The sequence below is a fragment of the Coprococcus sp. RTP21204st1_G4_RTP21204_210225 genome (assembly GCF_040915385.1).
GTDB lineage: Bacteria > Bacillota > Clostridia > Lachnospirales > Lachnospiraceae > Allocoprococcus > Allocoprococcus comes.
In genome coordinates this window covers 125576-139331 of record NZ_JBCPDP010000004.1, presented here as the reverse complement: position 1 = coordinate 139331, position 13756 = coordinate 125576, and the positions used below count along the sequence as shown (strand labels likewise).

Below are 13756 nucleotides of genomic sequence, written 5' to 3'. Positions count from 1 at the left end.
TTTTTTGTGATTATAATGGATTTAACAAAAACCGGTACGCCCAAGCCGGTATAAGACAACCTCGCGTGACTAAGATTTTTTGAGGATTGCAGGAATTGCATAGCAATGAAGCAATCCGATTACATCAGTGAGTGGCAAAATTCACTTTTGACACTCACATCATTTTATTTTGATTATTAAGTCATTTTTACGGAGGAATTTCTAATGAAAAGCAAATACAAACACATTTTCGAGCCATTTACCATCAAACATATGACGGTCAAGAACCGTATCGTCATGACTCCAATGGGAACCAACTACGGTGAACAGAATGGTGAAATGAGTTTTCTTCATATCAATTATTACGAGCAGCGTGCAAAAGGCGGTACAGGACTTCTCATCGTAGAGAACGCCAGCGTTGATTCTCCACAGGGATCTAACGGAACCACACAGCTTCGTATCGATCAGGATAACTACATTCCAAGACTTTTCAAACTTTGCGAAACAGTACACAAACATGGATCCTGCATTGCAATCCAGATCAATCATGCCGGTGCTTCTGCACAGTCAGCACGTATCAATATGCAGCCGGTTTCTGCTTCTGATGTTCCTTCAAAAGCAGGCGGTGAAATCCCGCGTCCACTGGAAAAAGATGAAATCATGCATATTGTAAAAAAATACGGTGAAGCCGCAAAACGTGCTCAGATCGCAGGGTTTGACGCTGTAGAAATCCACGCAGGACATTCTTACCTTATAAGCCAGTTCCTTTCACCTCTTACAAATAAGAGAACAGACGAATTCGGCGGATCTTTGGAAAACCGTGCAAGACTTGCAAAACTTGTTATTGAAGAAGTTAGAAGACAGGTTGGACCATTCTTCCCTATCTTTGTTCGTATCAGTGCGGACGAATTTATGGAAGGCGGAAATACTTTGGATGACTGTCTTGATTACCTGCAGTACTTCCAGGAAGAAGTTGACGTATTCGACGTATCTGCCGGTCTGAACGGATCCATCCAGTACCAGATTGATGCCAATTACCTTCCAGATGGATGGCGTTCTTATATGGCAAAAGCTGTAAAAGAACGTTACGGCAAACCATGTATGACAATGGGTAACATCCGTAACCCACAGGTTGCTGAAGATATTCTTGCAAGAGGCGATGCTGACCTGATCGGTATGGGACGTGGACTGATCGCTGATCCGGAATGGGTAAATAAAGTAGAATTCGGTGATGAATGTGATATCCGTAAATGTATTTCTTGTAACATCGGATGTGCAGGACACCGTATCGGAATCAACCGTCCGATCCGTTGTACTGTTAACCCGTCTGTAAATGGCGGCGAAGATTACAAAAAGCAGAAAATCAACAAGCCTTGCAACGTTGTTGTGATCGGTGGTGGTACTGCCGGACTGGAAGCTGCATGTACAGCTGCCGAGGTTGGATGCACTACTTTCCTGATCGAGAAGAAACCGGAACTCGGCGGACTTGCCGCCCTGATCTCCAAGATCCCGGATAAGAAGAGACTTGCTGACTTTCCGAACTATCTGATCCATCGCGCAAGCAAGCTGAAAAACCTGTTCATCTTCAAGAACACGGAAGCTACGATTGAAATGATCAGAAGCATGAACCCGAACATTATTGTAAATGCTACCGGTTCTAATCCGCTCCTTCCACCGATCAAGGGTCTTCATGAGAATATTGACAAAGAGGGCGGAAAAGTTTCTTCTATTACAAATATGATCAACCATGTTATGGAATATCCAGAAGATCTGAAAGGTAAAAAAGTCGTTGTTATCGGTGGCGGTGCCGTAGGTCTTGACGTAGTAGAATTCTTTGCTCCACGTGGCGCTGATGTAAGCATTGTGGAAATGATGCCGGTAATCGGTAACGGAATTGATCCGGTATCCAAAGTCGGAACCTTTGCACTGATGGATAAATATGGTGTAAAACAGTGTCCGAATACTGCTCTTCTTGAAGTTAAAGCAGATTCCTTCCTTGTTAAAACGCCAGAAGGAAATGAAGAAGAAATGCTATTTGATTATGGATTTGTATGTCTTGGTATGAGAGCAAACGCTCCGATCCTCGATGCAGTCCGTAAAGAATTCGAAGATGAAGATGTTGAAATCATGAACATCGGTGATAGTGTACGTGCCCGCCGTATCATCGAAGGTACAGAAGAAGGACGTAACATCCTGAATGTTCTTGCCAAACATGACTACTTATAAGATTTTGTAAATATAGTATCCCCCCTGATGTCCCCCGGTTCTCGTTATGAGAACCGGGGGTTTTCTATTTACTTTACTAAAAAGAATGTGCCTTGGCACATTTTCGCGCCGAGCGCAGTCGCTTGCGACATTCTTCATCTTCGTGCGAGTGCACATCTTTGGCACGCAGTGCCTTTTATTTGATAGGAAGTTCCTTCGGAATTTCCTATCAAAAAATGCCCTGCCTACTTGCAGGACATTCTCTTTTCGTTCTCTTTTTTATAGAAATGTAATACAATCTTCTCCAGATATCTTTTCAGCACAATCTGGATCTCTTCTTTTGGATAGATTGGCTTCACCAGAATACTCTTCATCCCGGTACGCTTCGCTCCCCACACATCCGTAAAAAGCTGATCTCCGATAAATACAGTGTTTCCTCTGTCCGTTTGCATCAGCTCCATGGCTTTTATATAATTCTTCGTGGAAGGCTTATGCGCGTTAAACACATACTTGCTCTGCACCTTTTCGGCAAAAGGCTTTACACGTGGTTCCTGGTTATTGGAAATCAGGCATGTATCAAACCCGATGCTGCGCAGCCTGTCAAAAAGACAGATTGCTCTCTCATCTGCCGGTGCTCCATGCGGAACCAGCGTATTGTCAATGTCAAATACCAGTCCACGACAGCCTTCCCGATACATTTTTTCAAAATCCAGCACATAAGTGGACGCTACATATTCGTCCGGATAAAAGGTCTTAAACATGATTCTCATCCATTTCCAGAAGCTTCTGAATCAGATCTTCACAGATCTGCAGAACCGTCTTGTTATCTGTATCTACAACAATATCTGCAGCCGCCTCGTATTTTTCTCTTCTTGCTTCCATCAGCTGCTCGATATATTCTACATTCTTGTGTCCATTGAGCAGCGGTCTGTCGTCACTGTCTTTTACACGGTCAAGAATGGTCTGTGGATGTGCAGTAAGGAGTACTACACGACCATTTTTCTTCATCTCCGCGACATTGCGTTCACGCATTGCCACACCACCACCACAGGAAATGATCACATTCTTCTTCTCCTGCATCTCGATCAGAAGATTGGTTTCCATATTACGGAAGTATTCCTCCCCATAGGTTTCAAAAATATCGGAAATACTCATGCCTTCGCGTTCTGCAATCAGCTGGTCCATCTCAACCACTTCCATGGCAAACATGGTGCTAAGATAATCAGAGATCGTACTTTTTCCAGCTCCCATAAACCCGATCAGGACAATGTTGTAATCAAAAAGCTTTCTAGCCTGGATCTTCTTACTGTTGCGCTGGATACGCTCAAATACATCATAAATCTCGTCTCTGTGCTTATCATTGTGAAGGCTGAACATCAGTCTCTTCTTCTGCTTTTCTTCCTGTTCCGGCTGCAGGATCGGCATGCCATACTCTTCTTTGTATGCCATGATCTTTTCAATGATCGCATATCTTTCTTTTAATGCCTCTGTGATCTTCGCATCACAGTTTGCAAGCTCTTCACGGTATAATTCCAAATCGTTCATCTATCAATTCCTCGTTTCTCACTCTACTGCTTTCCGGGTGCCTTCAATTGCCCGTTATATTAAAACATTATAGCAGACACTTTGGAAGTGAATCAATAGATATTTTTTATTTTGCGTTGTCCAGGACCGCTTTTACATCACTTTTAAACTGCTTCCAGGCATCTTCATTTTCGACAAAGTATTTCGGACAGATTTTCCCTGTAATATCATAATGTCGGATCACATCTTCTTCTGTCAGCGAAAACTTTTCACACAGCCACGCTGTAAGTTGTACCATGCTCTTATAAGTTGCCTCGTTGAACTTTCCGGTCTCATCCGGATGACAGCACTCAATGGACACCGTATCAAAATTCCGTGTATTGGACGCATATGCAACCTCCCAGGTTGGTACGCACTGTACGATTTCCCCGTCCAGTCCTACTACAAAATTACTGCTTGCCTGCGTAATGTGACTGTCCTTCAGTCCCTCAAAATAGTCTCTGTTCTCCATCGCTGTCGAACCAGGATTGGCAGTGTAATGAATGACTATTCCGGTAATCTCATTGGTTGAAAGTCCCGGTCTTGAATATTCATTCACAGTTAACAGTTCTACATCAATATCCGGCTTTTGGGCACTGAGCACTTCATCAGAAAGCTCACTGTATGCTCTCTGTGCAAAGATTCCTCTTCCACTGATCTTCATAATAGAAAGTGCAAGAAGCAGTGTGATCAGGATCGTACTCCCCACCTTTATATAACGGCTCATTCTGCGTCTCTTATTCGCCTCATAATAGCTTTTTCCATCGCCACCCCTGTACAGGTTGGCTCTGGTGTTTTTCTTCTTTCTTCGGTTCATTTCGTCATCTCAATCTTTTGTGTTTTTTGCAAATTTTCTGTTGGAATCCTAACTATATCCAGACTATCATAAAATGATGAGAAATTGTTGAAAAAATTATTATTTTTTTATTAAGGTAGTCGGAAGGGGACGTGTACCCCTCCGAAAAAACAATTGCCGCTGGATTCCGTTGACTGTTGAAGGTTTGGGTGAAGTTTGAAAATAGTTGGATAATGTAAGAGAGAAGAATCGTCTCTCTTACGGAAATGATTCTTCTCTCTTGATTAATTTTGCATCTTATTCATCTACGCTGTAGTTTGGTGCTTCTTTTGTGATGTGAATGTCGTGTGGATGGCTTTCTTTGAGGGATGCAGAAGAAATTTTTACGAAACGTCCTGTTGTCTTGAGAGTTTCGATGTCTGGTGCTCCACAATAACCCATTCCGGAACGGAGACCGCCCATTAACTGGAATACAGTATCTTCTACAGATCCTTTATAGGCAACTCGTCCTTCTACGCCTTCCGGTACAAGCTTCTTCGCATCTGTCTGGAAGTATCTGTCTTTGCTTCCGTTCTCCATTGCTGCGATAGATCCCATTCCACGATATACTTTGTATTTTCTTCCCTGATAGAGTTCGAATGTTCCCGGGCTCTCATCGCATCCTGCGAAGATACTTCCCATCATACATACGTTGGCTCCGGCTGCGATCGCCTTTGTCATATCACCTGAGTACTTAATACCACCATCTGCAATAATCGGAATTCCCGACTCTTTTGCTGCTTCGTAGCAGTCCATAACAGCTGTGATCTGTGGTACACCGATACCGGCTACGATACGGGTTGTACAGATGGATCCAGGTCCGATACCAACCTTTACTGCATCAACACCTGCATCGATCAGCGCTTTTGTTGCTTCTCCTGTTGCAACGTTACCTGCGATCACCTGAAGATCCGGGAATGCATCCTTGATCATTCTTACGGTACGAAGTACATTTGCTGAATGTCCGTGTGCCGAATCAAGTACTACTACATCAACTTTTGCTTTTACAAGAGCTTCTGCTCTTTCAAGACAGTTCGCTGTAATACCGATCGCTGCACCACACAGAAGTCTTCCCTGCGCGTCTTTGGCTGACAGTGGGTATTTGATCTGTTTCTCAATATCTTTAATTGTGATCAGACCTTTTAAGTTAAAATCTTTGTCTACGATTGGAAGTTTTTCTTTTCTTGCTTTTGCGAGGATCTTCTTTGCTTCTTCCAGGGTGATACCTTCCTGTGCTGTTACAAGACCTTCGCTTGTCATGGATTCTTTGATCTTCTTGGAGAAATCTTCTTCAAACTTGAGGTCACGGTTCGTAATGATACCTACCAGCTTTCTTCCTTCTGTGATCGGAACTCCGGAAATACGGAACTTCGCCATCAGTTCATTAGCATCTGCCAGTGTATGCTCCGGCGACAGATAGAATGGATCTGTAATGACACCATTCTCAGAACGCTTAACCTTGTCTACTTCTTCTGCCTGCTGTTCAATCGACATATTCTTGTGAATAATACCGATACCTCCCTGGCGTGCCATAGCGATCGCCATACGATGTTCGGTAACAGTGTCCATTCCCGCACTCATCATCGGTATGTTAAGCTTAATGCCCTTTGTAAGATAAGTTGATAAATCAACCTGATTTGGAATTACTTCTGAATAAGAAGGTACCAGAAGTACATCATCGAAGGTGATTCCTTCTCCAATAATCTTTCCCATGATTTTTCTTCCTTTCTCTCTCGTCTGTAATTTTGATTATCTGCTATGATAACGCATAAATCTATGCTATGTCAAGTCCTTTATCGAGTACATTCGTCCGTCCGTGGCAATCACATTTCTACAGATCACTGATAATTTTACGTAACCGTCTTTCCGGATGCAATTGTACCCCGGAACCTGCAAGCTTTTCTGCACGTCTTTCGGGAATTATTTACAAAATACTTTTCTTGGTGCCAGCATCTTCAGTCCTTCACAAACTGTCTTATTTGGCTCAAAAATAATTTTTTTCTTTTCCCCGTTATTTACAACGATCAGCTCATATGTATCTGCCCCCGGCATACCTGAACTGTAATCGGTTCCTTTCAGCCCTTGATAAGGTCTGAGTTCCGGCGAACCGGAAGGTGCCATCATCTCAAGATCCGTCATCTCCATGGAAAACATATTTTTCCGACGGGATTTTGCCATAATCTTATCAATATCAAGACTCCCATTCACAAATAAATACTCATATTCAACATCCATACTCCGGAACAAAAAAACATCCAGTGCGATCATGACCACCGGACCAATTATTCCGAATGGGATCATAAATATAAGTACGACCGACAGAACAGTAAGTATGATAAGTATTGCTTTGATCAGCGTCGTCGAAGATGCTTTCTGCCTCTTCACCAGCTGTTCTGTGTAAAAATCACCCATATCCTAACCTCCAAATTTATATATTAGAACTATTGTAACACTTTTATAATAAAAAGAAAACTCCTCTTCTGAGGAGTTTTCTAAAAATCATATTTTTAGCTTACATCATGCCCATTCCCGGAGCTCCGCCTGCCGGCATAGCCGGTGCATCTTCTTTGATGTTAGCAACAACGGATTCTGTTGTAAGGAGTGTAGATGCAACACTTGTAGCGTTCTGCAGTGCGCTTCTTGTTACTTTTGCAGGATCAAGGATACCTGCTTTCACCATATCTACATATTCTTCATTGTAAGCATCAAAGCCATTTCCCGGTTCAGCTTCTCTTACCTTGTTGATGATAACTGCGCCTTCAAGACCTGCGTTAGCTGAAATGTGGAATAATGGTGCTTCCAGAGCTTTGAGGACTACTTTTGCCCCTGTCTTTTCATCACCTTCCAGAGTTTCTGCAAGTTTGGCAACTTCTTTTGATGCATGGATGTATGCTGATCCACCACCTGCAATGATTCCTTCTTCTACTGCTGCTCTTGTTGCATTAAGAGCATCTTCCATACGGAGTTTTGCTTCTTTCATCTCTGTCTCAGTAGCAGCACCTACACGGATAACTGCAACTCCGCCAGCGAGTTTTGCAAGTCTTTCCTGAAGTTTTTCTTTATCAAAATCAGATGTTGTCTCTTCGATCTGAGCTTTAATCTGTCCGATTCTGGCTTCCAGAGCAGCCTTATCGCCCATACCATCAACGATGACTGTATTCTCTTTCTGAACTTTTACAGATTTTGCACGTCCAAGCTGTGCCATTGTTGTATCTTTCAGTTCCAGACCAAGTTCTTCTGAGATTACCTGTCCGCCTGTTAAGGTTGCAATATCTTCCAGCATAGCTTTTCTTCTGTCACCATATCCAGGTGCTTTTACTGCAACTACATTGAATGTTCCACGCAGTTTGTTGACGATCAGAGTTGTAAGAGCTTCTCCTTCGATATCTTCTGCTACGATAAGAAGTTTTGCTCCTGACTGTACGATCTGTTCCAGCAGTGGAAGGATTTCCTGAATATTAGAAATCTTCTTGTCTGTGATCAGGATATATGGATCGTCAAGATTTGCTTCCATCTTTTCCATATCAGTGCACATATATGCTGAAATATATCCACGGTCGAATTGCATACCTTCTACAAGGTCAAGCTCTGTCTTCATTGTCTTTGACTCTTCAATTGTGATAACGCCATCGTTGGAAACTTTATCCATAGCTTCTGCTACCATCTCACCAACACTGTCATCACTTGCTGAGATAGCTGCTACTCTTGCAATCTGCTCTCTTCCTGTAACTTTGCTGCTCATCTTCTTGATAGCTTCTACAGCACAGTCTGTTGCTTTCTTCATACCTTTTCTTAATACGATCGGGTTTGCACCTGCTTCCAGGTTCTTCATTCCTTCGTGTACCATAGCCTGTGCAAGAACAGTTGCTGTTGTTGTACCATCACCTGCAACATCGTTGGTCTTAGATGCAACTTCACGGATCAGCTGTGCTCCCATATTTTCAAATGCATCTTCCAGTTCGATTTCTTTTGCAATTGTTACACCGTCATTTGTGATAAGCGGTGCTCCGAATGATTTATCCAGAACTACGTTTCTTCCTTTTGGTCCGATTGTTACTCTTACTGTATCAGCAAGTTTGTTGACACCTGCTTCCAGTGCCTTTCTTGCGTCTGCTCCGTATTTAATTTCCTTTGCCATTTCTATCACTCCTGATTCTTAAAAATAAAATTCTGTTCTGATCTGAAAATCTGATTTTTATCTGTATATGATATCCTGCCGGATTATCTGATCACTGCAAGAATATCATTCTGTTTTACAATGATGTATTCTTCATCATCGAGTTCTACTTCTGTACCTGCATATTTGGAATAGATAACTTTATCACCTACTGAAACATTCATCATAACTTCTTTTCCATCAACAACTCCGCCAGGTCCTACAGCAACAACTTCTGCCTGCTGTGGTTTTTCCTTTGACTGTCCAGGAAGTACGATTCCTGATTTGGTAGTCTCCTCTGCAACTAACTGTTTTAATACAACTCTGTCAGCTAATGGTTCTAATTTCATTATAATTCCTCCTAACTCTATCTTGTTAGCACTCAACAAAATCGAGTGCTAAAAACTTTCTAGGTATAAGATAGCACTCTCTTTCTTTTTTGTCAACATTCGATTTTGAATTTTATAATTACTTTAGATTTATTTCATAAAATCCATTCGTCACCTGCAGGACCAGAATCATACCTGCACGGTTCTCATAACGCTCCTTTATCATCCCTGTACACACAGTCTCACAAGTGATCGTCCGGATCCGGCATTCATATACTGCATCCAGTGAAATATCAGAAAGACTGCCTGAGCGCAGGATCAGATGTACCTGCTCCATCTCCTTCTGATATTCTATGACTGTTGCCTCATAAATATTCTCATCTTTTTCCTTATCTTCTTTCAGATACTGTACCATCGTAAGTACAGCTTTATCTCCATCATACATGCTCTCTTCTCTCCTTTTTACAAATATAATTCCCCGTTAAAGAAAAGGGCATCAGATTTGTCTGATACCCCTCTTTTACTTTTATCCTTAATTCATTTTTTCTTTTTTGATCTTATCCAGTTCTTTGAACACGTAATCATTCACAACCTTGATGTAAGTTCCTTTCATACCGGATGAACGAGATTCGATCACACCCGCACTCTCAAATTTGCGGAGTGCATTGACAATTACAGAACGGGTGATTCCCACACGGTCTGCAATCTTGCTTGCCACCAGAATCCCTTCCATTCCGTTAAGTTCATCAAAAATATGGATGATTGCTTCCAGCTCAGAGAAAGAAAGGGTGCTGATCGCAGATTGTACGATCTGTTCTTTTCTGGTCTCTTCTGCACTCTCTTCATTAACAGAGCGGAGCATCTCAAGTCCCACGACAGTGGTTCCGTACTCACTCAAAATGATGTCATCAATTTCGTACATAGACTCTTTTCTGTATAAAAACAAAGTTCCAAGTCTCTCTCCTGCAATGTTGATCGGAGTAATGATCGCCTGATATCCCTGGGATACATCAGCTGTAAATCCAAGTGTCTGCAGATTAACATTCTCTTTTGTGGAAAGAATACTTAGAAGACGTTCATTTAACATCGGATCAATATGTTCTCCCACTTCGTCCTGCAAAAGCTCATGGATTTCCGGGACTCCTTCGCATGTGCTGACACCGAGTACCTTTCCTTTCTTACTGACTACCAGTACATTCGATGCCAGAATCTCTGTCAGAACTTCACAGATATCTGTAAACACAACTTTGCTTGAATTATTATTGTGCAACAGTTTGTTAATTTTTCTTGTTTTATCCAATAGTTGTACGCTCATATCTGCCTCCATATATTTTTATTAAAAATGTGCGTTTCCGGTCGCATTTTTCACGAATATGAAATATTGTTGAAATTATGCACACAAATTAGTCAAAAAAATGTGCACACAAATATATTATCATACAATTCTGAATAGTTCAATGAAATTTGATTTATTTTTCATCTTTCTCTTTATTTTTAACAAACCCACACTGTTCATTACCGCAGACAAGTTTATTTCCCTTTTCTACCATATAACTTCCGCATTTCGGACATTTTTCTTCTGACGGCTTCTGCCATGACATAAAATCACATTCCGGATTATCCTCACATCCATAATAACGTCTGCCTTTCTTTGTCTTGCGCAATACAATGTCTTTTCCACATTTCGGGCAGGCAACTCCGATTTTCTCCAGATACGGTTTGGTGTTGCGGCATTCCGGGAATCCGGGACATGCAAGGAACTTTCCATGGGGACCGTATTTGATAACCATATTTCTTCCACATTCTTCGCAGACTACATCGGTTACCTCATCCTCGATTTTAACTGTTTCCAGCTCTTTTTCTGCTTTTTCAACCGCTTCTTTCAGATCCGGATAGAAATTGCTGATAACCGATTTCCACTCTACCTTTCCTTCTGCGATCATATCCAGAAGTCCTTCCATATAAGCGGTAAAGTTGACATCAACAATGCTTGCGAAAGACTGCTTCATAATATTATTGACCACTTCACCAAGCTCTGTCATATAAAGATTCTTGTTCTCTTTTGCAACGTATCTTCTTGTAATGATCGTAGAGATTGTTGGTGCATAGGTACTCGGACGTCCGATTCCAAGTTCTTCCAGTGTCTTTACAAGAGATGCCTCGGTGTAATGTGCAGGTGGCTGTGTGAAATGCTGCTTATAGTCAAAGGATTCTTTCGTCAGTTCTGAATCTTTATCGATACTATTGACCATTACATTTCCACTCTGTTTTTCCTCATCGCTTTCCACATATGCCAGACGGAAACCTTCAAATATAATCTTAGATGCCGATACCGTAAAACGGTAATCATCTGCTCCAATTTTAACAGAAGTTGTCTCATATTTTGCCGGCTGCATTCTGCTCGCCACAAAACGCTTCCAGATCAGCTGATACAGACGGAACTGGTCTCTTGTAAGAGATTCTTTAATTTCTGTCGGAACACGGGTAACATCTGACGGGCGGATGGCTTCGTGTGCATCCTGAATATTTTTCCCGTCATTTTTCTGCTTCTGTTCCGATGCAGTCTCTGCCACATACTCTTCTCCGTAGGCTTTTCCAACATAGGCTCTTGCATTTGCATCCGCCTCCTCAGAAATACGGGTCGAATCCGTACGCAGGTAAGTGATCAGACCAACCGTTCCACTTCCTTTAATATCCACACCTTCATAAAGCTGCTGTGCGATACGCATCGTCTTTGAAGTTGCAAAATTCAGTGCTTTGGATGCCTCCTGCTGAAGGGTACTGGTCGTAAACGGAAGCGGTGCTTTTTTACTTCTCTCTCCGCGTTTTACATCGACCACTTCATATTCTGCATCTTCCAGATCTGCAAGAATCTTATGCAGTTCTTCTTCGTTATGGATGGTGATCTTCTCATCCTTTGTTCCATAGAATTTTGCTGTAAGAGGCTTCTTTTCTCCCTTTACCTTGAAATTGGCGTCCAGTGACCAGTATTCTTCCGGAATAAACGCTGCGATCTCATCTTCCCGGTCTGCAATGATGCGAAGTGCCACAGACTGCACACGACCGGCACTAAGTCCTCTTTTTACTTTTGCCCAGAGAACTGGACTGATCTTATATCCCACGATACGATCCAGCACACGACGCGCCTGCTGCGCATCTACCAGATCCATGTCGATATCACGTGCATTTTTCAGGGATGCCTTTACCGCACTTTTAGTGATCTCGTTAAAGCTGATCCGGTATACTTTCTTTCCTTCCAACTTAAGTGCTTTCATCAAGTGCCAGGAAATTGCTTCTCCTTCGCGGTCCGGGTCAGTTGCAAGATAAATCTTATCTGCTTTTTTTACTTCTTTTCTAAGTCCTGCAAGGATCTCACCTTTTCCTCTGATTGTAATGTATTTCGGCTCAAAGTCATGCTCCAGGTCTACTCCCATCTGACTTTTCGGCAAATCTCTTACATGTCCGTTTGATGCCATTACCACGTAATTACTGCCGAGAAATTTCTTTATGGTCTTCACTTTTGTCGGTGACTCTACAATCACAAGATAACGTGCCATATATTATATTCCTCCATATTAATAGTGTCAGATCATTTAGCTCTGACATAATAATTTTTTGATCTTTCCTGAATGCATCCTTTCAACTGAAGAGATACACAGATTCCCATCACCTCCTGTGGAGTAAGTCCGGTTTCTCTCTGTAAATCATCCAGCCCCCGCGGATACAAACCGAGCTTACTATACACCAAATTTTCTTTCGTTTCAAGCTTTATTTTATTTTTCGTGTCTGATATAATTGCGATTTTCTTCTTTAGCAGCCCTTTTATAACCAGTTCTTCCAGCAAATCTTCTTCATTCAGAAGAATCCCTGCTCCCTGCCGGATCAGGCGGTTACAACCACAGCTCAGCGGCTCTGTCACCATCCCCGGGAGAGCATAAATGTCTCTTCCTTGTTCAAGAGCCATGTCTGCTGTAATCAGGGATCCGCTCTTTTCTTTTGCCTCCATAACAAGTACCACATCGGCAAGTCCGCTGATCAGACGGTTTCTTGCCGGAAAATGCCAGGCAACCGGCGGAGTTCCCGGTGGCTGTTCAGACAGTATGCCTCCCCGCTTTATTAAATCTTTATAGAGTCCTTTATGTGCCGCAGGATAACATACATCTGCTCCGCCTCCCAGAACCGCAAATGTTTTCCCTCCGACATTTAATGCAGCCCGGTGTGCCATTCCGTCAATTCCCAGTGCCATTCCACTGATAATCTGGATTCCGCTCTCCGCAAGTCTTTCAACAAAGCGAAGCGTCATTTTCTCACCATAGCTACTACATCTTCTGGCACCCACCACTGCCACCGACGGCATTCCCTCCCGTGGCATCTCCCCGATAAAAAAGAGTGCATACGGCATTCCCGCAAGTTCTTCAAACCGTTTCGGATAATTGTTCTGTCCCCGGACTGCCATCTGAATTCCCCGATCCACCACTTTTTGATACGCTTCCCTCCAATTCCTTTTTTTCTTACTTTCTTTCAGAATCCCCCACTCTTTTTCTGTAATTATCTGTTCTCTGATCCCTTTTTCTTCTATATAATATACTGCTTCCGCAGATCCGTTCTTTCTGCATAATTCACACTTTCTGTCACCTGTGATTCCTTCCACACACGCCAGCCAGTATGTATACCACATTTCACTCATTT

At 42.4% G+C, this 13756-nt stretch carries 12 protein-coding genes; 1 reads left to right on the top strand and 11 read right to left on the bottom strand.

Annotation, left to right across the window (positions count from 1 at the left end):
• The first annotated feature begins 204 nt into the window (after positions 1 to 204).
• Positions 205 to 2205 (top strand): FAD-dependent oxidoreductase, encoded by a 2001-nt coding sequence (locus AB5213_RS05225; protein WP_055155621.1) that lies wholly within the window; start codon positions 205 to 207, stop codon positions 2203 to 2205.
• Positions 2206 to 2429: 224 nt separating this feature from the next.
• Here AB5213_RS05225 and AB5213_RS05220 read toward each other — a convergent pair whose 3' ends face one another.
• The 11 genes from AB5213_RS05220 to dprA form a co-directional block, all read right to left on the bottom strand.
• A complete protein-coding gene (locus AB5213_RS05220; protein WP_055155622.1) occupies positions 2430 to 2945 on the bottom strand; it encodes a YqeG family HAD IIIA-type phosphatase in 516 nt (171 codons plus the stop codon).
• Complete coding sequence (locus AB5213_RS05215) at positions 2938 to 3729, bottom strand: shikimate kinase (RefSeq protein WP_022220383.1); 792 nt, start codon at positions 3727 to 3729, stop codon at positions 2938 to 2940. The genes AB5213_RS05220 and AB5213_RS05215 overlap by 8 nt, the downstream gene beginning before the upstream one ends.
• 106 nt (positions 3730 to 3835) lie before the next feature.
• Positions 3836 to 4564 (bottom strand): N-acetylmuramoyl-L-alanine amidase family protein, encoded by a 729-nt coding sequence (locus AB5213_RS05210; protein ID WP_055155623.1) that lies wholly within the window; start codon positions 4562 to 4564, stop codon positions 3836 to 3838.
• A gap of 276 nt (positions 4565 to 4840) precedes the next feature.
• Entirely contained in the window at positions 4841 to 6295 is a 1455-nt protein-coding gene (gene guaB / locus AB5213_RS05205) for an IMP dehydrogenase (protein ID WP_055155624.1), read from the bottom strand.
• Positions 6296 to 6502: 207 nt separating this feature from the next.
• Positions 6503 to 6994: a DUF6106 family protein gene (locus tag AB5213_RS05200; RefSeq protein ID WP_195412857.1), complete on the bottom strand. Its 492-nt coding sequence runs from the start codon at positions 6992 to 6994 to the stop codon at positions 6503 to 6505.
• A gap of 100 nt (positions 6995 to 7094) precedes the next feature.
• Positions 7095 to 8720 (bottom strand): chaperonin GroEL, encoded by a 1626-nt coding sequence (groL, locus tag AB5213_RS05195; RefSeq protein ID WP_055246877.1) that lies wholly within the window; start codon positions 8718 to 8720, stop codon positions 7095 to 7097.
• Between the two features lie 83 nt (positions 8721 to 8803).
• Positions 8804 to 9088, bottom strand: a complete 285-nt coding sequence (gene groES / locus AB5213_RS05190) for a co-chaperone GroES (RefSeq protein WP_215633970.1) — start codon at positions 9086 to 9088, stop codon at positions 8804 to 8806.
• 118 nt (positions 9089 to 9206) lie between these two features.
• Positions 9207 to 9512, bottom strand: coding sequence for a hypothetical protein (locus tag AB5213_RS05185; RefSeq protein ID WP_008375025.1), 306 nt, complete (start codon positions 9510 to 9512; stop codon positions 9207 to 9209).
• An 87-nt stretch (positions 9513 to 9599) separates the two neighbouring features.
• On the bottom strand, positions 9600 to 10382 hold the full coding sequence (gene codY, locus AB5213_RS05180; protein WP_022220379.1) for a GTP-sensing pleiotropic transcriptional regulator CodY: 783 nt from the start codon (positions 10380 to 10382) through the stop codon (positions 9600 to 9602).
• A gap of 154 nt (positions 10383 to 10536) precedes the next feature.
• On the bottom strand, positions 10537 to 12624 hold the full coding sequence (gene topA / locus AB5213_RS05175) for a type I DNA topoisomerase (protein ID WP_215633971.1): 2088 nt from the start codon (positions 12622 to 12624) through the stop codon (positions 10537 to 10539).
• 32 nt (positions 12625 to 12656) lie between these two features.
• Positions 12657 to 13754, bottom strand: coding sequence for a DNA-processing protein DprA (gene dprA / locus AB5213_RS05170; RefSeq protein WP_008375019.1), 1098 nt, complete (start codon positions 13752 to 13754; stop codon positions 12657 to 12659).
• Between the last annotated feature and the right edge of the window lie 2 nt (positions 13755 to 13756).

Coding starts and splice junctions, on each gene's coding strand:
- guaB (WP_055155624.1), bottom strand. CDS start 6,295: ATGGGAAAGATTATTGGAGAAGGAATCACCTTCGATGATGTACTTCTG.
- AB5213_RS05220 (WP_055155622.1), bottom strand. CDS start 2,945: ATGTTTAAGACCTTTTATCCGGACGAATATGTAGCGTCCACTTATGTG.
- AB5213_RS05225 (WP_055155621.1), top strand. CDS start 205: ATGAAAAGCAAATACAAACACATTTTCGAGCCATTTACCATCAAACAT.
- dprA (WP_008375019.1), bottom strand. CDS start 13,754: ATGAGTGAAATGTGGTATACATACTGGCTGGCGTGTGTGGAAGGAATC.
- groES (WP_215633970.1), bottom strand. CDS start 9,088: ATGAAATTAGAACCATTAGCTGACAGAGTTGTATTAAAACAGTTAGTT.
- AB5213_RS05210 (WP_055155623.1), bottom strand. CDS start 4,564: ATGAACCGAAGAAAGAAGAAAAACACCAGAGCCAACCTGTACAGGGGT.
- codY (WP_022220379.1), bottom strand. CDS start 10,382: ATGAGCGTACAACTATTGGATAAAACAAGAAAAATTAACAAACTGTTG.
- AB5213_RS05185 (WP_008375025.1), bottom strand. CDS start 9,512: ATGTATGATGGAGATAAAGCTGTACTTACGATGGTACAGTATCTGAAA.
- groL (WP_055246877.1), bottom strand. CDS start 8,720: ATGGCAAAGGAAATTAAATACGGAGCAGACGCAAGAAAGGCACTGGAA.
- topA (WP_215633971.1), bottom strand. CDS start 12,624: ATGGCACGTTATCTTGTGATTGTAGAGTCACCGACAAAAGTGAAGACC.
- AB5213_RS05200 (WP_195412857.1), bottom strand. CDS start 6,994: ATGGGTGATTTTTACACAGAACAGCTGGTGAAGAGGCAGAAAGCATCT.
- AB5213_RS05215 (WP_022220383.1), bottom strand. CDS start 3,729: ATGAACGATTTGGAATTATACCGTGAAGAGCTTGCAAACTGTGATGCG.